This window comes from Pseudomonas sp. S44 (assembly GCF_016624805.1).
GTDB classification, from domain to species: domain Bacteria; phylum Pseudomonadota; class Gammaproteobacteria; order Pseudomonadales; family Pseudomonadaceae; genus Aquipseudomonas; species Aquipseudomonas machongensis.
Window position 1 is genome coordinate 103,897 of record NZ_JACVTY010000011.1, and the last position, 24,117, is coordinate 128,013.

Genomic DNA, 24,117 nt, shown 5'->3' on the forward strand with positions numbered 1-24,117 from the left:
CGGTCCAGGAGGCCGCCATGTACCCTCGAATCCTGTTGGTCGTTCTGCTTGGCCTGATGACCAGTGCCTGCGCCCCATACTACGGGGGCGGGGGCTATTACCGCAGCGAGTACTACACCGCTGACCGCTACGCCTACCCGGGTTACTACTATCGTCAGGACCGTTACTACGTCGCGCCCCAGCCTCGGTATTACTACCAGACGGCACCGCGTTACTACCGTCCAGCGCCGGCGCCTTACTACCGGCCCTACACGCCACCGGTGGTGAACCAGTGGCATGGCAATCCGCGATATGACTACGGCAACCGCCAGCGCTATGACTATGGGCGTGACCGCGATCGCCAGGACTATCGTGGTGGTGGGCGGGATGATCGCTGGCATTCCAATGGGCAAAGGGACCGGGGGCGCGGGGATCGCAACTGGCAGCGATAGGATCAGCCCAGATCTGCCAGCGGGTGTCGCCCCTCCCAGACTTTAGCGAAATGCGCGTCGATCACCGCCGCTGGCACCTTGCCGATATCCGGCCAGTGCCAGCGCGGTTGGTTGTCTTTGTCGAGCAAGCGAGCACGCACCCCTTCGCTGAATTCCGGATGCCGACAGCAGTTCAGGCTCATGGCATATTCCATCTGGAACACCTGGGCCAGCGACAGGTGACGGGCGCGGTGAAGCTGTTCCCAGACCAGATGACCCGTGAGCGGGCAGCCTTCATGCAAGCGCTCGCCCGCCTTGGCCAGCAGTGGATCGGCGTGTTGTCTCAAGCCGCACACGGCCCGCCAGGCGGCTACCGGGTCAGCGATATCGAGCAGCGCATCGATCACGGCGCGGCGGGGCAGCCACTGCGCCTCGGGAAGTTCGCCCCAGGCGCGATGCTGCTCGGCCCTGAGCAGGCTGTTCAGTTGCAAGTCGGTCTGTTCCTGCCAGTTCAGTTGCAGCAGTTCCTCAATCAGCGCCGCCTGCTGCTGCTCGCCGAGGAAGCGGTCCGCCAACCCCAGGTCAAGGGCGTCACGGGCATTGATCGGCGCACCTGTCAGCGCCAGAAACAGGCCAAGCTTGCCCGGCAGGCGGCTGAGGAACCAACTGGCACCGACATCCGGATACAGACCGATGCTCACCTCCGGCATCGCCAGGCGGCTGCTGGGGGTGACGATGCGTACATTGGCACCCTGCAACAGGCCCATGCCGCCGCCCAGCACATGACCGTGGCCCCAGCACAATAGCGGCTTGGGGTAGGTGTGCAGCAGATAGTCGAGGCGGTATTCGGCGGCGAAAAAGGTTGCCGCCAGCGGCGGCACGCTGCCGGGATGCTCGCGACAGGCCTGTACCAGCGCCCGGACATCGCCGCCTGCGCAGAAGGCCTTTTCGCCATCGCCGCGCAGCAGCACGCAGACGACGCCCGGATCGCGCGCCCATTCGCGCAGGTGCGAATCGAGCATCTCGATCATCGGCAGGGTCAGGGCGTTCAGGGTCTTGGCGGCATCCAGGGTGGCGATGCCGATACGGGCGCCATCGGCGCCGGTGAGTACCTCGCAATGAATGGACATGGACAACCTCGCGCAAGTCGTCGCACAAGTATGGCTTGCCTGGCCGATCGTGCTTGTCACCGGTCGGAGCGATTGACAAGCCGGGGCGGCTTTCCTAGTGTCGCGCCCACTCTGATTCAGGATGGCGCCATGACCGACGACGATCGCATCAAGCTCGAACCTAGCTGGAAGGCCGCATTGCGTGCCGAGTTCGACAAGCCCTACATGCAGCAGCTGCGCGAATTCCTGCGCCAGGAATATGCCGCGGGCAAGGAGATCTATCCACCTGGGCCGCTGATCTTCAACGCCCTCAACACCACGCCGCTGGACAAGGTGAAGGTGGTGATCCTCGGCCAGGACCCTTACCACGGCCCCGGCCAGGCCCATGGTCTGTGCTTCTCGGTGCAGCCGGGCGTGCCGACGCCGCCTTCGCTGGTGAACATCTACAAGGAGCTGCAGCGCGACCTGAACCTGCCGATCCCCAATCACGGCTACTTGCAGAGCTGGGCCGAGCAGGGGGTGTTGCTGCTCAACACCACCATGACGGTAGAGCGTGCCAATGCTGCGTCGCATGCCAAGAAGGGCTGGGAGTTCTTCACCGACCGCATCATCGAGCTGGTCAGCGAGCAGTGCGAGAACGTGGTGTTCCTGCTGTGGGGTTCCCATGCGCAGAGCAAGCAGAAGCTGATCGACGGGACCAAGCATCTGGTGCTCAAGTCGGTGCATCCGTCGCCCTTGTCGGCGTATCGCGGATTTTTGGGTTGCGGGCATTTCAGCCGGACCAACGGCTTCCTGCAGCAGCGCGGATTGGAGCCCATCAACTGGGCGGTGCCGCCGTTGTAAGGGCTTGCGGTCGGGTTGGTCTCTTCGCGGGCAAGCCTGCCCTCAGCCAGTGGGAGCGGGCTTGCCCGCGAAGAGACCGACCGCTCAATCGCCCTGGCGCACCCAATACCTGAACATCGGCTCTGCCAGAAACAGCACGAACAGCAGCCGCATCACCTGCAATGCCGTCACCAGCGGCACCGACAGTTGCAGGGTCTCCGCCGTCAGGCTCATCTCGGCAATCCCCCCCGGCATCATCCCCAATGTCAGCGAACGCAGGTCCAGGTGGCTGAACAGGCTCAGCACCCAGGCCGCTCCGCCTGCGATCAGCATGCACAGGGCCGTCGCCACCAGGGTGCGCCCCAGGAATGCCGGCGCACGGCGGAAGAACGCGCGGTTGAAGTGACAGGCCAGGCCACTGCCGATCAGCCACTGGCCGATCTGGCTGGCGCCGTTGGGCAGGCCGATCTGCAGGTTGTTTGCCAGGCTGATGCTGGCGGCCACCAACAGTGGCCCGAACAACCAGGGGTTGGGCTGGCGCAGGCGTTGCCAGAGCAGCGCCATGCCGATGCTCAGCGGCGCGATCAGCGCCAGCCAGCCCCAACTGACGCTGCCGGCATGGTTCAGCGCCACGCCATCGCCCAGCAGCAGCTTGAACAGCGCCGGTACGCACAGCACCACCGCCAGCACGCGCAGGCTCTGCGCTGCCGCTACCTGGCTGAGTACCGCACCGTTGCGCGCGCCCAGGTTGACCATTTCCCCCGAGCCGCCAGGCATGCTGGCAAAGAATGCCGTGGCACGGTCCTCACCGGAGCGGCGCAGCAGCCACACGCCGACGCCGCTGGAGACCGTGGTCAGCAGCGCGCCGAAGAAGATCAAGCCGAAATGGCTGGCAACCTGTTCGATCACTTCCGGAGTGAAGTGCAGGCCGATACCGATACCGATGACCCACTGCCCGCATTTGCGGCCGTTGGGGATCTCCGACAGCTGCCAGGGGGTGAGGCAGCGTACTGCGATGATCGCCAGCAGCGAGCCGACCATCCACGGCAAAGGCCAGCCGACCTTGCTGGCGATGAAACCGCCAGCAAGTCCGACCAGCCCGGTGGCCCAGAACAGCGGCAACGACCGATCAGGCATCAGCCATGGCCCGGCGCTGCAGGCTGCGGCGGCGCCAGATGCGCAGCAGCGGGAGGGCCAGCATGCAGAACACCAGTGCCCACACGCTCATGCTGATCGGGCTCGACCAGAGGATGCCCAGCTCGCCGTTGGAGATCGACAGCGCACGGCGCAGGTTCTGCTCCATCAGCCCGCCGAGGATGAAGCCCAGCAGGATCGGCGACAGCGGGAAGTCGAGCTTGCGCAGGATGTAGCCCATGATGCCGATGCCAACCATCAGGAACAGGTCGAAGGTGGTGGCGTGCACGGCATAGACGCCGATCGCGGTGATGATCGCGATCACCGGCACCAGCGCCCAGTTCGGCACGGCAAGGATGCGGGTGAAGATGCGGATCATCGGGATGTTCAGGATCACCAGCATGATGTTGGCGATGAACAGCGAGGCGATCAGGCCCCACACGATGTCAGGCTGCTGTTCGAACAGCAGTGGGCCGGGGGTGATGTTGTACAGGGTCAGTGCACCGATCATCACGGCGGTGGTGCCCGAACCTGGTACGCCCAGGGTCAGCATTGGCACCAGGGCGCCGCAGCAGGATGCACCGATGGCGGTTTCCGGGGCGGCGAGGCCACGGGCATCGCCCTTGCCGAACTTGCCGCTGGTCCCGGCGATACGCTTCTCGGTCATGTACGCCACGGCGCTGGCCAGGGTGGCACCGGCACCGGGCAGCACGCCCATGAAGAAGCCGAGCAGGCCGCAGCGAATGTTGACGACGAAGACCGAGGCCGCTTCCTTGAGGTTGAACAACATGCGCCCGGTGGCCTTGACGGCCTGGTGGCCATGGTGGGTCTTTTCCAGCAGCAGGAGAATCTCGCTGATGGAGAACAGGCCCAGTACCAGCACGACGAACTGGATACCGTCGGCCAGGTGCACGCTGTCACCGGTGAAGCGGTACACGCCGCTGTTGGCGTCGATGCCGACGGCGGACAGGAACAGGCCGATCAGCGCGGCGATGAAGGTCTTCAGTGGCTTGTCGCCGGCCATGCCGCCGAGGGCGACGATGGCGAACACCATCAACACGAAGTACTCCGCCGGTCCGAAGGCGATCGCCCATTTCGCCAGCAGCGGGGCAAACAGCACCATGCCGCAGGTAGCGATGAAGGCACCGATGAACGAGCTCCAGGCCGACAGTGACAGGGCGACACCGGCCAGGCCCTGGCGGGCCATCGGGTAGCCATCGAGGGTGGTCATCACGGTCGAGGCTTCGCCCGGGATGTTCAGCAGGATCGAACTGATCCGGCCGCCGTACTCGCAGCCCAGATACACCGCGGCCAGCAGGATCAGCGCCGACTCCGGCGGCAGGCCGAGGGCGAAGGCGATGGGGATCAGCAGCGCCACACCGTTGATCGGGCCCAGGCCTGGCAACAGGCCGACGACGGTGCCGATCAAGGTGCCGCTCAGGGCAGTGACGAGGTTGTAGGGGCTCAGGGCGACGCCGAAGCCCTGGCCGAGGTAGCTCAAGGTATCCATGTGTCAGTTCTCCAGTACGTCGAGCAGGCCGAGAGGCAGGGGGACGTCCATCACCCGGTCGAACAGCCAGTAGAGGAAGATGCTCATGCCCACCACCACCATGGCGCTGTGCAGCCAGCGGCCGCCATACAGGCGGGCCATGGGCAGGCCGGTGAGGACGGCGCTGAGGATGAAGCCCAGCGACTCGAAGGTGGCGGCGAAGACGATCAGCAGGCCGATGCAGGCGGCGATCTTGGTGAGGGTCTCGCGGTCCAGGGGAATTTCATCGTCCTTGTGCACGATGGGCGTCGGACGAATCGCCAGATACAAAAGGCCCAGGCTCATCAGGCCGAGCATCAGCAGCGGGTAGGCCCGCGGCCCTACCGGCTCATAGGAAAACGCCGCCTGGTACGGCCAGGCCATGACGGCCAGGGCGGCGCAGACTGCCAGCAGGACCAGGGCGAAGATGCGTTGCAGGATCATGAAGGAATCCTCGATAGAAGCGGCTTTCATGCTTCCCTGTGGGAGCGGGCTTGCCCGCGAATGGAACAGACCAGGCAACGATGCTGCTGCGACTGGCGAATTCGCGGGCAAGCCCGCTCCCACAGAGATCGCAGGGGCTTACTGAATCAGGCCGAATTCCTTGGCCAGGGTCTTGTAGTCGGCGACCTGCTTCTTCACGTAGCCATCGAGCTCTTCACCGGTCATGGCGAACGGGAACAGCTCGCGCTGGTCACGCAGCTTGGCGAAGTCTTCCGAGGCCAGCAGCTTGTCGAACGACTCCTTCCACCAGGCGTAGTCTTCGTCGCTCACCTTCGGGCCGAGGTAGAAGCCGCGCACCACCGGCCAGACGATGTCGTAGCCCTGCTCCTTGGCGGTCGGGATGTTCTTCATTTCAGGTTCGTCCAGGCGATTTTCCGAGAACACCGCGAGGATGCGCATGCTGCCGCTCTGGATGTGTGGCATGGAGTCGGAAATGTCGGTCGAACCCACCTGGATATGGCCGCCGAGCAGCGCGGTGGCGATTTCGCCGCCGCCTTCCAGGGCCACGTAACGCAGGTCGCGCGGGTTGATGCCGGCAGCCTTGGCGATCAGCGCGGTCTGCATCCAGTCCTGGCTACCCACGGTGCCGCCGGAACCGATCACCACCTTGCTCGGGTCCTTTTTCAATGCCGCAACCAGGTCATCGAGGGTCTTGTAGGGCGAGTCGCTTTTCACTGCGATGGCGCCATAGCTGGTGCCGACGGCGGCCAGCCATTTCACCGCGTTCTCGTCGAAACGGCCGAACTTGCCCTGGGCCAGGTTCAGCAGCGAGCCACTGGACCAGGCGACCAGCGTGCCACCGTCGGCCGGACGCTGGGCCACCACGGCGTTGTAGGCCACGGCGCCAACACCGCCTGGCATGTAGGTGACGCGCATGGGCTTGCTGAGGATCTTCTCCTCGACCAGTGCGCTCTGTACCAGTTTGCAGGTCAGGTCGAAACCGCCGCCGGGCGAGGCCGGGGCGATGCATTCCGGGCGTTTCGGTTCGGCGGCCAGGGCGTTGCCTGCCAGCAGCAGGCAGCCAGTGGCAAGGACGAGTCGGCGTAGTGAAAGGTTCATCGTCTATCTCCGTGAGCGTTGTTGTTATGGGTTACCACAGGGCCACGCTGTAGCTGACCAGCAGGCGTACTTCATCGGCGTCGCGGGCGAAGTTGGAACGGAAGGTGGCGTTGCGCAGGCGCACTGCGACGTTCTTCAGCGGACCGCTCTGCACCACATACTTGAACTCGGTGTTGCGTTCCCATTCCTTGCCTTCGCTGCCATCGGCGCGGCTGACGTTGTCGCCGTTGATGTAGCGGGTCATGAAGGTCAGGCCGGGGATGCCCAGGGAGGCAAAGTTGTAGTCGTAGCGGACCTGCCAGGAGCGCTCGTCGGCGCCGGCGAAGTCGTTGATCTGGACGAAGTTGACCAGGTACGGGTCGGCGCCGTCGACATAGGGGAAGGCGCTGTCGCCAGACAGGTGCTGGTAGGCGGCGCTGAACTTGTGGCCGCTGAGCGCGTAGCTGAGCATGCCGTTGACCGTGGTGTTGTCGATCTTGCCGGCCAGGGCCTTGCCCTGTTCGTCGCTCTTCGAGAGGCGCAGGTCGGCGCCGAAGGTGCCGGGGCCCCAGGGCTGGGTGGCGACCATGCCGACGAAATGCTGGCGGTAGATGTCGTCGAGCTGGGCGAAGTGGTAGCTGCCGGTGATGCGGTCGGTGAACTTGTAGTCCAGGCCGCCCAGGTCGAAGTGATCGGCGCGGAACGTACCACCGAAGCGGCCGTTCTTGTTGTTCAGCGCCAGGTCTTCCCAGTTGGTGTCGTCACGGTCCTTGGCCTTTTCCAGGCGCCCGCCGGTGAAGGTCAGGTTCTTGATCTCGCGGGAGGTGAGCAGGCCGCCTTCGAAGGTCTGCGGCAGGATGCGCCCGTCGTTGGGTTGCAGCGTCGGCAGTTCCGGGATCAGGGTGCCGACCTTGAGTTCGGTCTGGGAGATCTTGACCTTGCCGGTCAGGCCGAGCTTGGAGTACTCGTTGGCCGCCTTGCCGTCGTCGTGGGTCGGCAGCAGGCCGGTGCCTGTACGGTCCTTGCTGGAGTCGAGCTTGATGCCGAGCATGCCCAGGGCGTCGAGGCCGAAGCCCACGGTGCCGTCGGTATAGCCGGATTCGAAGTTGAGCATGAAGCCCTGGGCCCATTCGTCGCGCTTGGATTGCTGCGAGCTGGTGCCATCGCGGAAGTCGCGATTGAAGTACATGTTGCGGGTTTCGAAGGTGGCCGTACTGTCTTCGAAGAAGGCGGCCTGGCTCATCGGGGCGATGCCGGCAAGGGCAATGGCGCTGGCGAGCGTGGAGGGGCGGGCGCAAAGGGACCGGCTGGGCTGCATTGACAGCATCGTCGTCTGACTCCGTTTTATTGTTCTTATTCGTTGCACCTTGCTGGTGCTTTTTTCGGCGCGTGGAGCGACCGTGGTGCGATGCTAGGTGGCGAACCTTTCGCTAACCTTTCAGCGCGAAAGGTTTGTCACAAGGGCTTCACAGTCCCCACGACGGCGTTACACTCCGCGCCACCGCCCAACCCGAGCAGGGAGAATCCGATGCGTGTGCTGCTGGTCGAAGACCATCTGCCGTTGGCTGAAAGCGTGGCCCAGGCCCTCAAGAGCCAGGGCTTGACCGTGGATGTGCTGCATGACGGCGTCGCCGCCGACCTGGCCCTGGCCAGCGAGGACTATGCTGTCGCCGTGCTGGATGTCGGCCTGCCGCGCATGGACGGCTTCGAGGTGCTGGCGCGCCTGCGCTCGCGGGGCAAGACCCTGCCGGTGCTGATGCTCACCGCGCGCAGCGACGTCAAGGACCGCGTGCACGGCCTGAACCTTGGGGCCGACGACTACCTGGCCAAGCCTTTCGAGCTCACCGAGCTTGAGGCGCGGGTCAAGGCCCTGCTGCGCCGTAGCGTGCTCGGTGGCGAACGTCAGCAGCGTTGCGGGCCCCTGGTGTACGACCTGGACACGCGGCGCTTTGCGCTGGGTGACGAGCCGCTGACCTTGACCTCGCGGGAACAGAGCGTGCTCGAGGCGCTGATCGCCCGTCCCGGGCGGGTGATGAGCAAGGAGCAATTGGCCGCCCAGGTGTTTGGCCTGGACGAAGAAGCCAGCCCCGATGCCATCGAGATCTACATCCATCGTCTGCGCAAGAAGCTCGATGGCCATCCGGTGGCCATCGTCACCTTCCGCGGTCTGGGCTACCTGCTCGAGCATCGTGATGCGTGACAACGGCAGCCTGCGCGCGCGCCTGCTCGGCAACCTGGCGCTGTTGCTCGTGGTGCTGATGTTGGCCAGTGGCCTGAGCGCATACTGGAATGGCCGCGAGGCCGCCGACACCGCCTATGACCGCACGCTGCTGGCCTCGGCGCGGACCATTGCCGCCGGCCTTTCCCAGCGTGATGGCACGCTCAGCGCCGATGTGCCCTACGTCGCGCTGGACACCTTTGCCTACGACAGCGCCGGACGCATCTACTACCAGGTGCTGGATATCCACCAGAAGTTGATTTCCGGTTACGAGAAGCTGCCGCCGCCGCCGCCTGGCACGCCGCGCACCGACGACTATCCGGCACTGGCGCGCTTCTACAACGCCACCTACCTGGGGCAGGACGTGCGCGTGGTGAGCCTGCTCAAGGCTGTCAGCGAGCCGAACATGAACGGCATGGCCGAGATCCGCGTGGCCGAGACCGAAGAGGCGCGGGTGAGCATGGCGCGTGGGCTGATGGCCGATACCTTGCTGCGCCTGGGCATGCTTGCGCTGGGTGCGCTGGTGATGGTGTGGTTTGCAGTCAGTGCTGCGCTGCGTCCGCTGGAGCGCCTGCGCACGGCGGTGGAAGCCCGTCAGCCCGACGACCTGAGGGCCCTGCCGGTGGTGCAGGTACAGCATGAGCTGGGGCCGCTGGTGCGGGCCCTGAACCATTTCACCGAGCGGCTGCGTGGGCAGTTCGAGCGCCAGGCGCAGTTCATCGCCGATGCCGCCCACGAGTTGCGCACACCGCTGGCGGCGCTCAAGGCGCGGGTGGAGTTGGGCTTGCGCTCGCGGGAGCCCGAGGAGTGGCGCCAGACCTTGGAGTCCGCGGCCCAGGGTACTGATCGCCTTACCCACCTGGCCAACCAGCTGCTGTCGCTGGCCCGGGTGGAAAATGGCGCGCGGGCGATCGCCGAAGGCGGTGCAAAGCGCCTGGACCTCAGCCAGCTGGCCCGCGAACTGGGCATGGCGATGGCACCGCTGGCCCATGCCCGTGGTGTTGCCCTGGCGCTGGAAGCCGAGGCGCCGGTGTGGCTCAAGGGAGAACCGACCTTGCTCAACGAGCTGCTCAGCAACCTGGTGGACAATGCACTGGCCCATACGCCGATGGGCGGCAACGTGATTCTGCGGGTGCTGGCCCCCGCCGTACTGGAGGTCGAGGACGATGGCCCGGGGATTCCACTGGATGATCGCGAGCGTGTGTTCGAGCGCTTCTACCGGCGCAGTGCCCAGGGCAGTGGGCTGGGGTTGGCGATCGTCGGCGAAATTTGCCGTGCGCATCTGGCGCAGATCAGCCTGCATGATGGCGACAACGGCGGTTTGAAGGTGCGGGTGAGTTTCATCGCGGATTGACCGCCGCACCCGCGGCATTCAGCGCAACATGTCCCGCGCCTCGACCAGTTCCATCAGGTCCAGCTCCTTGCCCTCCGGCAGGCGCAGCAGCTTATAGGCGGGGAGGCTGGTCAAGGGCTGGCCGCGCCCGCGCAGGCTGAGCGAGCGAGCGATCTGGACGATGCCGATGTAGTCGATCTTGTCGGTCTCGCGCTCCAGGTTCTGGACCTGGCTGGGCAGGTTGACCAGTTGCTCTGGAAACTCCCAGGCGCTGAGGATCTTGTCGCCCAGCACCGGTTGAATCTGCTCGATGACATAGTGCAGGCACACGGGGTCGGACAGCAGCTCGTTGTGCTCTTCGGCGTAGATCAGCACCGGCAGGGCGCCGATCTGGTGCACGAGCCCACCCAGGGTGGCCTGATCGGGTTTGAGGTGGGTGTAGCGCCTGCATATTTCGTAACTGATGCCCGCTACTTCCAGGCTGTTTTCCCAGATATCGCGCAACTTGTGCTCCACCGCCGCCGAGCGGGCATGGAAGATCTGTTCGATCACCAGGCCGATGGCCAGGTTGCAGCTGTAGTTGACGCCCAGGCGCGTGATCGCGGTGTGCAGGTCGGTGACCTCCACCAGTGCGCGCAGCAGCGGGCTGTTGACCACCTTGATCAGGCGCGCCGAGAGCGCGGCATCGCGACCGATCACGCGGCTCAAGGCGGCCACGCTGATTTCGCTGTCTTCGGCGGCTTCGCGGATGCTCAGGGCAACCTCTGGCAGCGTGGGCAGGACCAGGTCGTCGTTGTCGATGGCAGCGAGCAACTGCGCTTGAACCATCTCGGCCAGCTTGTTCATGGACTTCTCTACCGCAGTGGTGGGGCTGCCCCGCCGCAGCGGCGGGGCGGGCTGGTCAGCGCTGGATTTCCCGGTCGCGGTCCAGTTCGTAAGGCAGGTCGAGCAGGGTCAGGCGCGGCCCTTCGAGGCTGCCCAGGTGCAGGTTGTCATCTTCCACCGAGTCGGCGCTGAGCACTGCCAGCAGTTCGACACCTTGCTCGGCGGGTGCCGAGATGACTACCTCGCCGACAGACGAGCCGTGGGTGGGCGAGAAGATTTCTGCGCCTGGTGCGGGCGCTTCGTCCACGGGCAGCGAGAGGCGATACTGGCGACGCTTGAGCTTGCCCAGGTACTGCATGCGCGCGACGATTTCCTGGCCGGTATAGCAGCCCTTCTTGAAGCTCACGCCGTCGACGGCCTGCAGGTTGATCATCTGCGGGATGAACAGTTCACGGGTCGGGCCCATGACCTGGCCGATGCCGGCGCGGATCTGGCCCAGCAGCCAGGCATCCAGGGTGCCTTCGGGCAGCGCGGCGGCGAGGGTTTCGCGCACGTTGGCGGCCTGTTCGGCGGGCACCCACAATTCGACGCGAGCGGGCGAGACGGCGATGGCCAAAAGCCCTTCATGACGCACCGTGGCGCCGGCTGCCTGCGGTGTTTCAAGCCCCAGCGCCTGCAGCGCGGCATCGCCCTGCTGCAAGCCGAAGCGCACCCAGGCGGTACTTTCGTCGGTCAGCGTGGCCTTGGAAAAGACCGCGTACTTCTTCAGGTCCGCCAGTTGCGCCTCGAGCAGTTCGCTGGCCATGGCAAGGAGGTAGCCATTGCCCTCGGGCAGGATGCGGAAGCTGGATTGCATGCGGCCTTTGACCATGCAGCGCGCGCCGAGACTGGCGTGCTGCAGATTCAGGTAGTCGAGGTTGCAGGTCAGCTGGCCTTGCAGGAATTTTCCGGCGTCGGAGCCGCGGACAGCGAGGATGCCCTCGTGGGACAGGGGACAGAAGAAAGCGGAGTCGGCCATGGGTCATCGCGGTAGCTATAAAGACTGGCGGCCATCATAGAACGCCAGTAACAAAATAGGTAGGTGACTAGACCAATGCCTCGTGCCGCTGCGGTTGCAGCGCGGTATACTGCGCGACCATTCGAGGAGGGCCCCATGGTCGAACAAACTGAACTCAACCGGCTTTTCTGGCACAGCCGCCGCGGCATGCTGGAGCTGGACGTGCTGCTCGTCCCCTTCACTCAAGAGGTCTACCCGAACCTGAGCGAAGCGGATCGCGAACTGTATCGCCGCCTGTTGACCTGCGAGGACCAGGACATGTTCGGCTGGTTCATGGAGCGTAACGAATCCGAAGACCCTGAGCTGCAGCGCATGGTCCGCATCATCCTGGACCGTGTCCAGCCCAAGTGAGTGCTTCGAGTGCCGTTGGCAAGGCTCGCGCCTGCTGCTGACGGCCTATCTTTGCGGGCAGGCGCTGGCGCTCGCCACCCTGTGGTCAGTCGAGTTGCCCTGGTGGTTGGCAGCTTGTGCACTGATTGGCTGCCTCGCCCATGCCTGTTGGGTGATTCCCCGCCGTATCCTTCTGACTCATCCCGATGCCGTGACTGGCTTGCGCCGTGATGCGCGTGGCTGGCAGGCGTTCAGCCGTGCCTGTGGCTGGGAGCGGATAAGGTTGTGTCGTGACAGCGTCGCTCTGCCGCGGATAGTGGTGTTGCGCTTCGTGCGCGACGGGCGGCGGGTTGCCCAGAGTCAGTGCATTCCAAGGGATACGCTGACGGCGGATGAACACCGGCGGCTTCGTGTGCGCTTGAAGTTCAGCCGGCGCCGGTGGGTGATGGCGGGAGAGTGAGGTGAGGGATCGACCTCTTCACGGGCAAGACGCCACAGGCGAAGAGGTCGGCGCCAGGCTCAGGTCGGGTTGAGAATCGTGTCCCTGGCTTCGCCCAGCATCCCTGGATAATCCAGGGTGTAGTGCAGCCCACGGCTTTCCTTGCGCTGCATCGCCGAGCGAATCATCAGCTCGGCCACCTGCGCCAGGTTGCGCAGCTCGATCAGGTCGCGGCTGACCTTGTAGTTGCTGTAGAACTCGTCGATTTCGTCGAGCAGCAGACGCACCCGGTGCTCGGCGCGCTGCAGGCGCTTGCTGGTGCGCACGATGCCCACGTAGTCCCACATGAATCGCCGCAGTTCGTCCCAGTTGTGCGCGATGATCACGTCCTCATCCGAATCGGTGACCTGGCTGGCATCCCAACAAGGCAGGGCCTGCGGTCTGCTGACTTCGTCCAGGTGCGCCTCGATGTCCGCTGCCGCCGCACGTCCGTAGACGAAGCACTCCAATAGCGAGTTGCTGGCCATGCGGTTGGCCCCGTGCAGGCCGGTGAAACTGGTTTCGCCGATGGCATACAGGCCCGGCACGTCGGTGTGCCCGCGCTCATCGACCATCACGCCGCCGCACGTGTAGTGGGCCGCCGGTACCACGGGGATTGGCTGGCGCGTGATGTCGATGCCGAAGGTCAGGCAGCGTTCGTAGACCGTGGGGAAGTGGCTCTTGATGAACTCGACAGGTTTGTGGGTGATATCCAGGTACACGCAGTCCACGCCCAGGCGCTTCATTTCATGGTCGATGGCGCGGGCGACGATATCCCGTGGCGCCAACTCTTCACGTGGGTCGAAGCGCGGCATGAAACGCTCGCCGTTGGGCAGGCGCAGCAGTGCGCCTTCGCCGCGCAGGGCCTCGGTGATCAGGAAGCTCTTGGCTTGCGGGTGGTACAGGCAGGTGGGGTGGAACTGGTTGAACTCAAGATTCGCCACCCGACAGCCAGCGCGCCAGGCCATGGCAATGCCATCACCGCAGGCGCCGTCGGGGTTGCTGGTGTAGAGATAGACCTTGGCTGCACCGCCAGTCGCCAATACCGTGAAGCGCGCGCCGAAGGTGTCTACCTCGCCGCTGTTGCGGTCGAGCACGTAGGCGCCCAGGCAGCGGTCGCCGGGCAGGCCCAGGCGCCGCTCGGTGATCAGGTCCACGGCCACACGCTGTTCGAGCAGGTCGATGTTCGGGCGCTGGCGTGCCTGTTCCAGAAGGGTGGTGAATATCGCGGCGCCCGTGGCATCGGCGGCATGGATGATGCGGCGGTGGCTGTGACCGCCTTCACGGGTGAGGTGGAACTCGAAGCCTCCGTCGTCGACGCCGTGGTGTTCGTCGCGCGTGAAAGGCACGCCCTGCTCGATCAGCCACTCGATGGCTTCGCGGCTGTGCTCGACGGTGAAGCGCACGGCGTCTTCATGGCACAGGCCTGCGCCTGCATTGAGCGTGTCCTCGACGTGCGACTGCACCGTGTCGGTGTCGTCCAGTACTGCGGCGACACCGCCCTGGGCCCAGAAGGTAGAGCCATTGGCGAGGTCGCCCTTGCTCAGCACGGCAACGCGCAGGTGGCTGGGAAGGTTCAGTGCCAGGCTGAGACCGGCGGCGCCACTGCCGATCACCAGGACATCATGTTGGAATTGTTGGCTCATGTCGGGACACTAGTAACTAGGGAAGGGGAGCGGCACAATAGGCATGCGTATATGGCATTGTGAAACTATTGGAAAAGTGCCGGGCTGCCTTTATAGCAGCCCCCGGCGTCGGATTTCCAATGGCGGTTGCGCGGGCGCGGCGACTTTGTGGGAACTTTCCAGCACCCCTGCAAATCTCAAGAAGGCTGCCCGTCTGCCACGATTGCCGAGGCGACGCAGGACAGCAGCTCTACCCGGGCTGAAACCTGTGTATTCGAAACACCGATTATCGACGCAGCCGGCTGCGACCGCGCTGTGTCTTTTTCGTGCGAGCCGACCAGAGGCCGCAGGAAACTTGCTTGGAGGGGAGAACTTTTGCGCAAAGCCCGAGTCTATGGTTGCAAGCCTGAACGATGGCTGTCGCAACGCTCCTTTGAGTTCACTGAGGAGTGTTCATGCTAACCCAGGAAGAGGATCAGCAGCTTGTCGAGCGCGTGCAGCGCGGTGACAGGCGAGCGTTCGATCTGTTGGTGCTGAAGTATCAGCACAAGATTCTCGGGTTGATCGTGCGTTTTGTACACGACACCCATGAAGCGCAGGACGTGGCACAGGAAGCGTTCATCAAGGCCTATCGTGCGCTTGGCAACTTCCGCGGTGACAGTGCGTTCTACACGTGGCTGTACCGCATCGCCATCAACACGGCGAAGAATTACCTGGTGTCCCGTGGAAGACGGCCGCCAGACAGCGATGTGAGCTCCGAGGATGCGGAGTTCTACGACGGCGATCATGGTCTCAAGGATCTCGAGTCCCCAGAGCGCTCGTTGTTGCGGGATGAAATCGAAGGCACTGTCCATCGCACCATCCAGCAACTGCCCGAAGACCTGCGCACAGCACTGACCCTGCGCGAGTTCGACGGACTGAGTTACGAAGACATTGCGAGTGTCATGCAATGTCCAGTGGGTACCGTGCGCTCTCGAATCTTCCGCGCTCGGGAGGCCATAGACAAAGCCCTGCAACCCCTGTTGCAGGAAACCTGAGACAGCGGCGACAGCCAAGAGAGGAACCGCCATGAGTCGTGAAGCTTTGCAGGAATCGCTGTCCGCGGTAATGGATAACGAAGCGGACGAACTGGAATTACGTCGCGTGCTGAACGCGGTCGATGATGCCGAGACCCGTGCCACCTGGTCGCGTTACCAGGTCGCTCGCGCAGCCATGCACAAGGAACTGCTGCTGCCCAAGCTCGACATCGCCTCGGCCGTTTCGGCTGCGCTGGCCGATGAAGCCGTACCGGTCAAGGCCAAGCGTGGCCCGTGGCGCAGCATTGGCCGCCTGGCCGTTGCCGCCTCGGTGACCGTCGCTGTGCTGGCAGGCGTACGCCTGTACAACCAGGACGAGATCAACGGTGCGCAACTCGCTTCGCAGCAGCCTGTGCAGCAGGGCATCACCGTGCCACAGGCTCAGGGCCCAGCCGTTCTGGCAGGCTATAGTGAAAGCAGTGAGCAACCGACCGGTCCGATGGCCAACGGTGTGCTGCAGAATCAGGCTGGCTGGGATCAGCGTCTGCCAGGTTATCTGCGCCAGCACGCTCAGGAGTCTGCGCTGAAGGGCACCGAAACCGCTCTGCCTTATGCCCGCGCCGCCAGCCTGGAAAATCGCTAAGTAAGGAGGCTCATGCGCGCGCTACCTCTTCTGTCGCTGCTGCTCGGCAGTTGCATGACGGTGCCGGTATTGGCGGCCAACTCTTCGCCCGAGGCGAGCGAGTGGCTCAACAAGCTGGCACAGGCCGAGCAAGGGCAGAGTTACCAGGGTTCTTTCGTCTACGAACGTAACGGCAGTTTTTCTTCCCACGATATCTGGCATCGAGTCCAGGACGGCAAGGTCAGCGAGCGGCTGTTGCAGCTTGATGGCGCCGCCCAGGAAATCGTGCGGGTCAATGGCAAGGTGCAGTGCGTCAGTGGTTCCCTGGTCAGCGGGGTCGGTACACCGCCCGATTCCGCCCCGCGTTTACTAGATCCTTTGAAGCTGATGAGCTGGTACGACCTGGGTGTGGCTGGCAAGGCCCGAATCGCCGGGCGCGACGCGGTGATCGTCACGCTCACGCCACGCGACCAGCACCGCTACGCCTTTGAGCTTCACCTGGATCGCCAGACCGGCCTGCCGCTGCGTTCGTTGATGCTCAACGACAAGGGGCAGTTGCTCGAGCGCTTCCAGATGACCCGCCTGGACACCGATGATGTGCCGACCGATCGCGACCTGCAGGCCAGTGCCGCGTGCAAGCCGGTGGAACGTCTTGCGGCGACCAAATCCGAAACAGTCGCTGGCTGGCGTTCCGACTGGCTGCCGCCGGGGTTCGAGTTGGTCAACAGTGCTATTCGCCGTGATCCGGAACGCAACAGTACCGTCAGCAGCCTGATGTACGACGATGGGCTGGCACGTTTTTCGGTCTTTCTCGAGCCGATCAAGGAAGACGCCGGTACCGACACCCGTGCGCAACTGGGGCCGACTGTCGCTGTTTCGCGGCATCTGAACACGCCCAAGGGCAAGGTCATGGTGACCGTGGTCGGAGAGATTCCGCTGGGCACTGCCGAGCGCGTGGCGCTGTCGATGCGCGCCCAGGATGTCCAGGCACGGCAATGACCGTCGCAGACCCTTCCTACAAGCTGCCAGGCATGCAGCTGACATGAAATTAAAGCATTGTCATTTGCAATCAACTGGTAAATTTCCTATAGGTCAGACTCCCTGGAGTCTGGCCTTTCCTGCATCTGCAGGGGCCCTTCTGCTAACTACGCTCGTTGTGACGGGAGCCGTATGTCAATACCACGCTTGAAAACCTACCTATCGATGTTCGCCGCCGTGCTGATGCTCGGCCAGGTGCTCACCGCCCAGGCCGAAGAAGCCCTGCCGGATTTCACCACCCTGGTCGAGCAGGCCTCGCCGGCAGTGGTCAACATCAGTACCAAGCAAAAGCTGCCGGACCGTCGCGTGGCCGCTGGGCAGATGCCCGATCTGGAAGGCCTGCCGCCGATGTTCCGCGAGTTTTTCGAGCGCAACATGCCGCAGCAGCCGCGTTCCCCGCGTGGCGGCGACCGCCAGCGTGAAGCGCAGTCCTTGGGCTCGGGCTTCATCATCTCCAGTGATGGCTATGTCCTGACCAACAACCATGTAGTTGCCGACGCCGACGAAATCATCGTCCGCCTGTCCGACCGCAGCGAGTTGCAGGCCAAGCTGGTCGGCACCGACCCGCGCACCGACGTGGCGCTGCTCAAGGTCGATGGCAAGAATCTGCCGACCGTCAAACTGGGCGATTCCGAGAAGCTGAAGGTCGGTGAGTGGGTGCTGGCCATTGGCTCGCCGTTCGGCTTCGATCATTCGGTGACCAAAGGTATCGTCAGCGCCAAGGGGCGCACCTTGCCCAACGACACCTATGTGCCGTTCATCCAGACCGACGTCGCGATCAACCCGGGTAACTCCGGCGGCCCGCTGTTCAACATGAAGGGCGAGGTCGTAGGTATCAACTCGCAGATCTTCACCCGCTCCGGCGGTTTCATGGGTCTGTCGTTCGCCATCCCGATCGACGTGGCGATCGATGTCTCGAACCAGTTGAAGAAAGACGGCAAGGTCAGTCGCGGCTGGCTCGGCGTGGTGATCCAGGAAGTGAACAAGGACCTGGCTGAATCCTTCGGGCTCGACAAGCCTGCCGGCGCCCTGGTGGCCCAGGTGCTGGAAAACGGTCCTGCGGCCAAGGGCGGCCTGCAGGTCGGTGACGTGATCCTGAGCATGAACGGCCAGCCGATCATCATGTCCGCAGACCTGCCACACCTGGTCGGCGGTCTCAAGGATGGCCAGAAAGCCAAGCTCGAAATCATTCGCGAAGGCAAGCGCCAGACCCTGGACATCACTGTCGGCGCACTCCCTGAAGACGATGCCGACATTGGCACCGGTGGTCAGGCCGGCGTGGAGCGCAACAGCAACCGCCTGGGCGTCTCCGTCGCCGACCTCAGCGACGAGCAGAAGAAGTCGCTCGAGCTCAAGGGCGGCGTGGTCATCAAGGAGGTTCAGGATGGCCCGGCTGCCCTTATTGGCCTGCGTCCGGGCGACGTTATCAGCCACCTGAACAACCAGGCGATCAGCTCGGCCAAGCAATTTACCGAGATCGCCAAGGACCTGCCGAAGAATCGTTCGGTATCGATGCGTGTGCTGCGACAAGGGCGCGCCAGCTTCATCACCTTCAAGTTGGCTGAATAGGCTGAGTGAAGGGTAGGAAAGGGCAGCTTCGGCTGCCCTTTTTCATGAGCGTGTCATGATTTTCTGTGGGAACATCAGCGAGCCGAGCAAATTCATGTCGCATTTGCAGGTGTGCGTGGCGATAGAGGAATCTCCCATATCCCTCCGGCTTGAGGTACAATTCCCGGCTATTTTTCCGCGGGCGTCCGGCTCGCAGCCTTTTCGAGTGTTGACCCGTGAGTGATTTGAGTCATATCCGCAATTTCTCCATCATCGCCCACATCGACCATGGCAAGTCGACGCTGGCCGACCGTTTCATCCAGATGTGCGGTGGCCTGACGGCGCGCGAAATGGAAGCCCAGGTCCTCGACTCCATGGACCTCGAGCGTGAACGCGGTATCACCATCAAGGCCCACAGTGTCACCCTGCATTACAAGGCGCAGGACGGCAAAACCTACCAGTTGAACTTCATCGATACCCCCGGCCACGTCGACTTCACCTATGAAGTCTCGCGTTCGCTGGCGGCGTGCGAGGGCGCGCTGCTGGTGGTCGATGCCGGCCAGGGCGTCGAGGCGCAATCGGTCGCCAACTGCTACACCGCCATCGAGCAGGGCCTCGAGGTCATGCCGGTACTGAACAAGATGGACCTGCCCCAGGCCGATCCGGACCGCGTCAAGGACGAGATCGAGAAGATCATCGGCATCGACGCCACCGACGCCGTGGCCTGCAGTGCCAAGAGCGGCATGGGCGTGGACGAGGTGCTCGAGCGCCTGGTACAGACTATCCCCGCGCCGGAAGGCGAGATCGACGCACCCTTGCAGGCGCTGATCATCGACTCCTGGTTCGACAACTACCTGGGCGTCGTGTCGCTGGTACGCGTGCGTCAGGGCCGGGTCAAGAAGGGCGACAAGATCCTGGTCAAGTCCACCGGCAAGGTGCACCTGGTCGACAGCGTCGGCGTCTTCACCCCGAAACACACCGCCACCGCCGATCTCAAGGCCGGTGAAGTGGGCTTCATCATCGCCAGCATCAAGGACATTCATGGCGCGCCGGTCGGCGACACCCTGACGCTGTCCTCGACCCCTGAGGTCGAAGTGCTGCCAGGCTTCAAGAAGATCCAGCCGCAGGTGTACGCCGGCCTGTTCCCGGTCAGTTCCGACGATTTCGAGGACTTCCGCGACGCCCTGCAGAAGCTGACGCTCAACGACTCGTCGCTGCAGTACATGCCGGAAAGCTCCGATGCACTGGGCTTCGGCTTCCGTTGCGGCTTCCTCGGCATGCTGCACATGGAGATCATCCAGGAGCGCCTGGAGCGCGAATACGACCTGGACCTGATCACCACGGCACCAAGCGTGATCTACGAGCTGGAGCTCAAGACCGGCGAAACCATCGTCGTCGACAACCCGTCGAAGCTGCCGGATGTCTCGGCGGTCGCCGATTTCCGCGAGCCGATCGTCACCGCGACCATCCTCGTGCCGCAGGAGCACCTGGGCAACGTCATCACCCTGTGCATCGAGAAGCGTGGCGTTCAGCGTGACATGCAGTTCCTCGGCAGCCAGGTGCAGGTGCGCTACGACATGCCGATGAACGAAGTGGTGCTGGACTTCTTCGACCGTCTCAAATCCACCAGCCGCGGCTACGCCTCGCTGGACTATCATTTCGATCGCTACCAGTCGGCCAACCTGGTCAAGCTGGACGTGCTGATCAACGGCGACAAGGTCGATGCCCTGGCATTGATCGTGCATCGTGACAACGCGGCCTACAAAGGTCGTGCGTTGACCGAGAAGATGAAGGAACTGATTCCTCGGCAGATGTTCGACGTGGCGATCCAGGCAGCTATCGGCGGCCAGATCATTGCGCGGACCACTGTCAAGGCGCTCAGAAAGAACGTACTGGCTAAGTGCTATGGCGGTGACGTCAGCCGTAAGAAGAAACTGCTGGAGAAGCAGAAGGCCGGTAAGAAACGCATGAAGCAGGTGGGCAACGTGGAGATCCCACAGGAAGCCTTCCTCGCTGTGCTCAGGTTGGATAGCTAGGTCCTATGTCGCTAAATTTCCCGCTGTTGCTAGTCATCGCCGTTGCTGTCTGCGGTCTGTTGGGTCTGATCGATCTGCTGTTCCTGGCTCCGCGCCGGCGAGCGGCGATCGCCAACTACCAGGGTAGCGTCAGCCAGCCCGAAGTTGCGGTGGTCGAACGCCTGAACAAGGAGCCGTTGCTGGTCGAGTACGGCAAGTCGTTCTTCCCGGTGTTGTTCATCGTGCTGGTGCTGCGCTCGTTCCTGGTCGAACCCTTCCAGATCCCGTCGGGATCCATGAAGCCGACCCTGGAAGTGGGCGACTTCATCCTGGTGAACAAGTTCTCCTACGGCATCCGCCTGCCGGTGATCGACAAGAAGGTCATCGAGGTCGGTGACCCGCAGCGCGGGGACGTCATGGTGTTCCGCTACCCGAGTGACCCGAACGTCAACTACATCAAGCGTGTGGTTGGCCTGCCGGGCGACCGGATCCGCTACACCAACGAGAAGCACCTGTACGTCAACGACCAACTGGTCGCCGAGCAACTGGTGGGCACCGAAGCCGGATCGTTGGGCAGTGCCGAGCTGTACAAGGAGAAGCTGGGCGCAGCCGAGCACCTGATCCGCAAGGAGATGAGCCGCTACCGCATGCCGCCGGACCAGCAGTGGACCGTGCCTGCCGGGCATTACTTCATGATGGGCGACAACCGCGACAACTCCAACGACAGCCGCTACTGGGACGATCCGAGCATCCCGCGCGAGCTGCAGGGCATGGTCCCGGACCGCAACATCGTCGGCAAGGCCTTCGCAGTCTGGATGAGCTGGCCCGAGCCCAAGCTCAGCCACTTCCCCAACCTGTCGCGGGTCGGCCTGATCCATTGATACCCCTCGGCGCTGTCAACAGACAGCGCCGAATGCATTTCTGACATAGGCTGTGTTCTCAGGGATGGGTAAATTCGCCGCTGCACGACGGCGTGACACAGCCAAACAGTCTTTCAGGATGTTGATTTGAACGCGTTTAACAACGAAGGGGTGGCTGCATGAGCGCTTCCCTCGAACGCCTGGAGCGCAAGCTCGGCTATACCTTCAAGAACCAGGATCAGATGCTCCTGGCACTCACGCATCGCAGTTATGCCGGGCGCAACAACGAGCGCCTGGAATTTCTCGGTGATGCGATTCTCAACTTCGTGGCGGGCGAGGCGCTGTTCGAGCGCTTCCCCCAGGCTCGCGAAGGCCAGTTGTCGCGCCTGCGCGCACGGCTGGTCAAGGGTGAGACCCTGGCCCGCCTGGCCCGCGGCTTCGACCTGGGCGACTATCTGCGCCTGGGCTCGGGCGAACTCAAGAGCGGTGGTTTTCGCCGTGAATCCATTCTTGCCGATGCACTCGAAGCGCTGATCGGGGCGATCTATCTGGACGCCGACATGCAGACCGCCCGCGAGCGCATTCTCGCCTGGCTGGCCGGCGAGTTCGATGGGTTGACGCTGGTCGACACCAACAAAGACCCCAAGACCCGTCTGCAGGAGTATCTGCAGTCGCGTGCCTGCGAACTGCCGCGCTACGAAGTGGTGGATATCCAGGGCGAACCTCATTGCCGCACCTTCTTCGTCGAATGCGAAGTGGTGCTGCTGAACAACAAGAGCCGTGGTCAGGGCGTGAGCCGGCGTATCGCCGAGCAGGTCGCCGCTGCCGCTGCACTGATCGCCTTGGGCGTGGAGAATGGCAATGACTGAGAACAATCCGACCCGCTGCGGTTACGTGGCCATCGTCGGCCGCCCCAACGTGGGCAAGTCCACGCTGCTCAACCACATCCTCGGGCAGAAGCTGGCGATCACTTCGCGCAAGCCGCAGACCACCCGTCACAACATGCTCGGCATCAAGACCGAAGGTGATGTGCAGGCGATCTACGTCGACACCCCCGGTATGCACAAGGCCAACGACAAGGCCTTGAACCGCTACATGAACCGCAACGCCTCGGCAGCGCTCAAGGATGTCGACGTGGTGATCTTCGTGGTCGACCGCACTCGCTGGACCGACGAGGACCAGTTGGTGCTCGAGCGTGTGCAGTACGTCACCGGTCCGCTCATCATCGCGGTCAACAAGACCGACCGCATGGAAGAGAAGGCCGAGTTGATCCCGCATCTGCAGTGGTTGCAGGAGCAACTGCCGAACGCCGAAGTGATGCCGATCTCGGCTCAGCAGGGGCACAATCTGGACGCCCTGGAAGCCCAGATCGCCAAGCACCTGCCGGAAAACGACCACTTCTTCCCGGAAGACCAGATCACCGACCGCAGCAGCCGCTTCCTGGCAGCCGAACTGGTACGCGAGAAAATCATGCGCCAGCTCGGCGCCGAGCTGCCGTACCAGATCACCGTCGAGATCGAAGAATTCAAACAGCAGGGGCATGTCCTGCACATCCACGCCCTGATCCTGGTCGAGCGTGACGGCCAGAAGAAGATCATCATCGGCGACAAGGGCGAGCGTATCAAACGCATTGGTTCCGAGGCCCGCAAGGACATGGAGGTGTTGTTCGACTCCAAGGTCATGCTCAACCTCTGGGTCAAGGTCAAGGGCGGCTGGTCCGATGACGAACGCGCCCTGCGTTCGCTGGGTTACGGCGACCTGTAGCGTCAACCGCGAATCTGCCCCAACCTGTGGGAGCGGGTTTACCCGCGAATGCGATAGTGGATTCACTGATGCATTCGCAGGTAAACCCGCTCCCACAGTCATGTTTGCCACCTGAGATATCCATGGACCAACCCACCCCGCAACCCGCCTACGTCCTGCACAGCCGCGCCTACAAGGAAACCAGCGCGTTGGTGGACTTCTTCACCGCCCAAGGCCGTGTGCGGGCGGTGTTGCGGCGCGCGCGGGGCAAGGGCGGTAGCCCGGTGCGCCCTTTCGTGCCGCTGGAAGTCGAGTTACGCGGGCGGGGCGAGTTGAAGAACGTCGGTCGGTTGGATACGGTCGGCCTTGCCGGGTGGCTGCACGGCGACGCGCTGTTCAGCGGTCTGTATCTCAACGAGTTGCTGATGCGCCTGCTCCCTGCCGAAGCGCCGTTTCCTGCCCTGTTCGAGCATTACACCCTGACCCTCGAGGCGCTGGCTGCCGGCCGGCCGCTGGAGCCGCTGCTGCGGGCCTTCGAATGGCGTCTGCTGGACGAGCTGGGCTATGCCTTCTCGCTGACCCACGACGTGAACGATGATGCGGTCGTCGCTGAGGGGCGCTATCGGCTCCAGGTGGACGCGGGGCTGGAGCGGGTCGAGCTGTTTCAGCCTGGTCTGTTCAGTGGTACGGAGCTGTTGGCCCTGGCCGATGCCGACTGGGATGCCCCGGGCGCGCTGCTTGCGGCCAAGCGCCTGATGCGTCAGGCGCTGGCCGTCCACCTGGGGCCCAAGCCACTGGTCAGCCGGGAACTGTTTCGCAAGCGTTGAGCACGTCGTATGCTGTGGGGCTCAATCTTCAGGAGAG

The 24,117-nt window shown here is 63.6% G+C and carries 24 protein-coding genes; 15 read left to right on the forward strand and 9 right to left on the reverse strand.

All coding sequences use genetic code 11. From position 1 onward, the window contains the following. Nucleotides 1-17 precede the first annotated feature (17 nt). A complete protein-coding gene (locus IAE40_RS11210; RefSeq protein ID WP_153773983.1) occupies nucleotides 18-431 on the forward strand; it encodes a hypothetical protein in 414 nt (137 codons plus the stop codon). A gap of 2 nt (nucleotides 432-433) precedes the next feature. Here IAE40_RS11210 and IAE40_RS11215 read toward each other — a convergent pair whose 3' ends face one another. Continuing rightward, nucleotides 434-1,540: an enoyl-CoA hydratase/isomerase family protein gene (locus tag IAE40_RS11215; RefSeq protein WP_197893200.1), complete on the reverse strand. Its 1,107-nt coding sequence runs from the start codon at nucleotides 1,538-1,540 to the stop codon at nucleotides 434-436. Nucleotides 1,541-1,669: 129 nt separating this feature from the next. Here IAE40_RS11215 and ung point away from each other — a divergent pair, with 129 nt between their 5' ends. Continuing rightward, entirely contained in the window at nucleotides 1,670-2,362 is a 693-nt protein-coding gene (gene ung / locus IAE40_RS11220) for a uracil-DNA glycosylase (RefSeq protein WP_054891851.1), read from the forward strand. A gap of 84 nt (nucleotides 2,363-2,446) precedes the next feature. Here the strand turns inward: ung and IAE40_RS11225 are convergent, their stop codons facing one another. From IAE40_RS11225 to IAE40_RS11245, 5 genes are all read right to left on the reverse strand, one after another. Beyond that, on the reverse strand, nucleotides 2,447-3,478 hold the full coding sequence (locus IAE40_RS11225) for an AbrB family transcriptional regulator (protein WP_153773985.1): 1,032 nt from the start codon (nucleotides 3,476-3,478) through the stop codon (nucleotides 2,447-2,449). Then, entirely contained in the window at nucleotides 3,471-4,985 is a 1,515-nt protein-coding gene (locus IAE40_RS11230) for a tripartite tricarboxylate transporter permease (protein WP_054891849.1), read from the reverse strand. Before IAE40_RS11230 ends, IAE40_RS11225 begins: the two co-directional genes overlap by 8 nt. A 3-nt stretch (nucleotides 4,986-4,988) precedes the next feature. Then, entirely contained in the window at nucleotides 4,989-5,447 is a 459-nt protein-coding gene (locus tag IAE40_RS11235) for a tripartite tricarboxylate transporter TctB family protein (RefSeq protein ID WP_153773986.1), read from the reverse strand. A 138-nt stretch (nucleotides 5,448-5,585) separates the two neighbouring features. Then, entirely contained in the window at nucleotides 5,586-6,566 is a 981-nt protein-coding gene (locus IAE40_RS11240; protein WP_153773987.1) for a Bug family tripartite tricarboxylate transporter substrate binding protein, read from the reverse strand. Between the two features lie 31 nt (nucleotides 6,567-6,597). Beyond that, the gene (locus IAE40_RS11245) at nucleotides 6,598-7,872 is read right to left on the reverse strand and encodes an OprD family porin (RefSeq protein WP_063543370.1); all 1,275 of its coding nucleotides are present in this window, start codon (nucleotides 7,870-7,872) and stop codon (nucleotides 6,598-6,600) included. A gap of 201 nt (nucleotides 7,873-8,073) precedes the next feature. Between IAE40_RS11245 and IAE40_RS11250 the strand changes: the two genes are divergently transcribed. Both IAE40_RS11250 and IAE40_RS11255 read left to right on the forward strand, forming a co-directional pair. Next, complete coding sequence (locus IAE40_RS11250; protein WP_054891845.1) at nucleotides 8,074-8,745, forward strand: response regulator; 672 nt, start codon at nucleotides 8,074-8,076, stop codon at nucleotides 8,743-8,745. Further along, complete coding sequence (locus IAE40_RS11255; RefSeq protein ID WP_054891844.1) at nucleotides 8,738-10,117, forward strand: sensor histidine kinase; 1,380 nt, start codon at nucleotides 8,738-8,740, stop codon at nucleotides 10,115-10,117. Before IAE40_RS11250 ends, IAE40_RS11255 begins: the two co-directional genes overlap by 8 nt. 18 nt (nucleotides 10,118-10,135) lie before the next feature. Here IAE40_RS11255 and IAE40_RS11260 read toward each other — a convergent pair whose 3' ends face one another. Together IAE40_RS11260 and ygfZ are read right to left on the reverse strand one after the other, a co-directional pair. Beyond that, nucleotides 10,136-10,942: an HDOD domain-containing protein gene (locus IAE40_RS11260; RefSeq protein WP_054891843.1), complete on the reverse strand. Its 807-nt coding sequence runs from the start codon at nucleotides 10,940-10,942 to the stop codon at nucleotides 10,136-10,138. Between the two features lie 55 nt (nucleotides 10,943-10,997). Continuing rightward, nucleotides 10,998-11,939 (reverse strand): CAF17-like 4Fe-4S cluster assembly/insertion protein YgfZ, encoded by a 942-nt coding sequence (gene ygfZ, locus IAE40_RS11265; protein WP_200603179.1) that lies wholly within the window; start codon nucleotides 11,937-11,939, stop codon nucleotides 10,998-11,000. A 135-nt stretch (nucleotides 11,940-12,074) separates the two neighbouring features. Here ygfZ and IAE40_RS11270 point away from each other — a divergent pair, with 135 nt between their 5' ends. Next, the gene (locus IAE40_RS11270; RefSeq protein WP_054891841.1) at nucleotides 12,075-12,329 is read left to right on the forward strand and encodes an FAD assembly factor SdhE; all 255 of its coding nucleotides are present in this window, start codon (nucleotides 12,075-12,077) and stop codon (nucleotides 12,327-12,329) included. Continuing rightward, a complete protein-coding gene (locus tag IAE40_RS11275) occupies nucleotides 12,313-12,768 on the forward strand; it encodes a protein YgfX (protein ID WP_200603180.1) in 456 nt (151 codons plus the stop codon). Before IAE40_RS11270 ends, IAE40_RS11275 begins: the two co-directional genes overlap by 17 nt. Before the next feature lie 59 nt (nucleotides 12,769-12,827). Here IAE40_RS11275 and nadB read toward each other — a convergent pair whose 3' ends face one another. Next, nucleotides 12,828-14,432, reverse strand: a complete 1,605-nt coding sequence (nadB, locus tag IAE40_RS11280) for an L-aspartate oxidase (protein WP_200603181.1) — start codon at nucleotides 14,430-14,432, stop codon at nucleotides 12,828-12,830. 434 nt (nucleotides 14,433-14,866) lie between these two features. Between nadB and rpoE the strand changes: the two genes are divergently transcribed. The 9 genes from rpoE to recO all read left to right on the forward strand — a co-directional run bounded on the left by rpoE (nucleotide 14,867) and on the right by recO (nucleotide 24,080). Beyond that, nucleotides 14,867-15,448 carry an RNA polymerase sigma factor RpoE gene (gene rpoE / locus IAE40_RS11285; RefSeq protein ID WP_003252049.1) on the forward strand — a complete coding sequence of 194 codons (582 nt, stop codon included), beginning with the start codon at nucleotides 14,867-14,869 and terminating at the stop codon, nucleotides 15,446-15,448. Nucleotides 15,449-15,479: 31 nt separating this feature from the next. Then, nucleotides 15,480-16,070 (forward strand): sigma-E factor negative regulatory protein, encoded by a 591-nt coding sequence (locus tag IAE40_RS11290; protein WP_125930590.1) that lies wholly within the window; start codon nucleotides 15,480-15,482, stop codon nucleotides 16,068-16,070. A gap of 12 nt (nucleotides 16,071-16,082) precedes the next feature. Then, a complete protein-coding gene (locus IAE40_RS11295; protein ID WP_153773991.1) occupies nucleotides 16,083-17,048 on the forward strand; it encodes a MucB/RseB C-terminal domain-containing protein in 966 nt (321 codons plus the stop codon). Nucleotides 17,049-17,252: 204 nt separating this feature from the next. Beyond that, the gene (locus tag IAE40_RS11300) at nucleotides 17,253-18,656 is read left to right on the forward strand and encodes a DegQ family serine endoprotease (protein WP_371264425.1); all 1,404 of its coding nucleotides are present in this window, start codon (nucleotides 17,253-17,255) and stop codon (nucleotides 18,654-18,656) included. Nucleotides 18,657-18,871: 215 nt separating this feature from the next. After that, nucleotides 18,872-20,671 carry a translation elongation factor 4 gene (gene lepA / locus IAE40_RS11305; RefSeq protein ID WP_054891836.1) on the forward strand — a complete coding sequence of 600 codons (1,800 nt, stop codon included), beginning with the start codon at nucleotides 18,872-18,874 and terminating at the stop codon, nucleotides 20,669-20,671. Nucleotides 20,672-20,676: 5 nt separating this feature from the next. After that, complete coding sequence (lepB, locus tag IAE40_RS11310; protein WP_200603182.1) at nucleotides 20,677-21,531, forward strand: signal peptidase I; 855 nt, start codon at nucleotides 20,677-20,679, stop codon at nucleotides 21,529-21,531. 158 nt (nucleotides 21,532-21,689) lie between these two features. Further along, entirely contained in the window at nucleotides 21,690-22,379 is a 690-nt protein-coding gene (gene rnc, locus IAE40_RS11315; protein WP_054891834.1) for a ribonuclease III, read from the forward strand. Then, nucleotides 22,372-23,274: a GTPase Era gene (gene era, locus IAE40_RS11320; protein ID WP_054891833.1), complete on the forward strand. Its 903-nt coding sequence runs from the start codon at nucleotides 22,372-22,374 to the stop codon at nucleotides 23,272-23,274. The genes rnc and era overlap by 8 nt, the downstream gene beginning before the upstream one ends. A gap of 122 nt (nucleotides 23,275-23,396) precedes the next feature. Next, a complete protein-coding gene (gene recO, locus IAE40_RS11325) occupies nucleotides 23,397-24,080 on the forward strand; it encodes a DNA repair protein RecO (RefSeq protein ID WP_054891832.1) in 684 nt (227 codons plus the stop codon). Nucleotides 24,081-24,117: the final 37 nt, after the last annotated feature.

What these genes read in the sequence shown, in the direction of transcription:
- IAE40_RS11210 (WP_153773983.1), top strand. Translation starts at nt 18, where the DNA reads ATGTACCCTCGAATCCTGTTGGTCGTTCTGCTTGGCCTGATGACCAGT.
- IAE40_RS11215 (WP_197893200.1), bottom strand. Translation starts at nt 1,540, where the DNA reads ATGTCCATTCATTGCGAGGTACTCACCGGCGCCGATGGCGCCCGTATC.
- ung (WP_054891851.1), top strand. Translation starts at nt 1,670, where the DNA reads ATGACCGACGACGATCGCATCAAGCTCGAACCTAGCTGGAAGGCCGCA.
- IAE40_RS11225 (WP_153773985.1), bottom strand. Translation starts at nt 3,478, where the DNA reads ATGCCTGATCGGTCGTTGCCGCTGTTCTGGGCCACCGGGCTGGTCGGA.
- IAE40_RS11230 (WP_054891849.1), bottom strand. Translation starts at nt 4,985, where the DNA reads ATGGATACCTTGAGCTACCTCGGCCAGGGCTTCGGCGTCGCCCTGAGC.
- IAE40_RS11235 (WP_153773986.1), bottom strand. Translation starts at nt 5,447, where the DNA reads ATGATCCTGCAACGCATCTTCGCCCTGGTCCTGCTGGCAGTCTGCGCC.
- IAE40_RS11240 (WP_153773987.1), bottom strand. Translation starts at nt 6,566, where the DNA reads ATGAACCTTTCACTACGCCGACTCGTCCTTGCCACTGGCTGCCTGCTG.
- IAE40_RS11245 (WP_063543370.1), bottom strand. Translation starts at nt 7,872, where the DNA reads ATGCTGTCAATGCAGCCCAGCCGGTCCCTTTGCGCCCGCCCCTCCACG.
- IAE40_RS11250 (WP_054891845.1), top strand. Translation starts at nt 8,074, where the DNA reads ATGCGTGTGCTGCTGGTCGAAGACCATCTGCCGTTGGCTGAAAGCGTG.
- IAE40_RS11255 (WP_054891844.1), top strand. Translation starts at nt 8,738, where the DNA reads ATGCGTGACAACGGCAGCCTGCGCGCGCGCCTGCTCGGCAACCTGGCG.
- IAE40_RS11260 (WP_054891843.1), bottom strand. Translation starts at nt 10,942, where the DNA reads ATGAACAAGCTGGCCGAGATGGTTCAAGCGCAGTTGCTCGCTGCCATC.
- ygfZ (WP_200603179.1), bottom strand. Translation starts at nt 11,939, where the DNA reads ATGGCCGACTCCGCTTTCTTCTGTCCCCTGTCCCACGAGGGCATCCTC.
- IAE40_RS11270 (WP_054891841.1), top strand. Translation starts at nt 12,075, where the DNA reads ATGGTCGAACAAACTGAACTCAACCGGCTTTTCTGGCACAGCCGCCGC.
- nadB (WP_200603181.1), bottom strand. Translation starts at nt 14,432, where the DNA reads ATGAGCCAACAATTCCAACATGATGTCCTGGTGATCGGCAGTGGCGCC.
- rpoE (WP_003252049.1), top strand. Translation starts at nt 14,867, where the DNA reads ATGCTAACCCAGGAAGAGGATCAGCAGCTTGTCGAGCGCGTGCAGCGC.
- IAE40_RS11290 (WP_125930590.1), top strand. Translation starts at nt 15,480, where the DNA reads ATGAGTCGTGAAGCTTTGCAGGAATCGCTGTCCGCGGTAATGGATAAC.
- IAE40_RS11295 (WP_153773991.1), top strand. Translation starts at nt 16,083, where the DNA reads ATGCGCGCGCTACCTCTTCTGTCGCTGCTGCTCGGCAGTTGCATGACG.
- IAE40_RS11300 (WP_371264425.1), top strand. Translation starts at nt 17,253, where the DNA reads ATGTTCGCCGCCGTGCTGATGCTCGGCCAGGTGCTCACCGCCCAGGCC.
- lepB (WP_200603182.1), top strand. Translation starts at nt 20,677, where the DNA reads ATGTCGCTAAATTTCCCGCTGTTGCTAGTCATCGCCGTTGCTGTCTGC.
- rnc (WP_054891834.1), top strand. Translation starts at nt 21,690, where the DNA reads ATGAGCGCTTCCCTCGAACGCCTGGAGCGCAAGCTCGGCTATACCTTC.
- era (WP_054891833.1), top strand. Translation starts at nt 22,372, where the DNA reads ATGACTGAGAACAATCCGACCCGCTGCGGTTACGTGGCCATCGTCGGC.
- recO (WP_054891832.1), top strand. Translation starts at nt 23,397, where the DNA reads ATGGACCAACCCACCCCGCAACCCGCCTACGTCCTGCACAGCCGCGCC.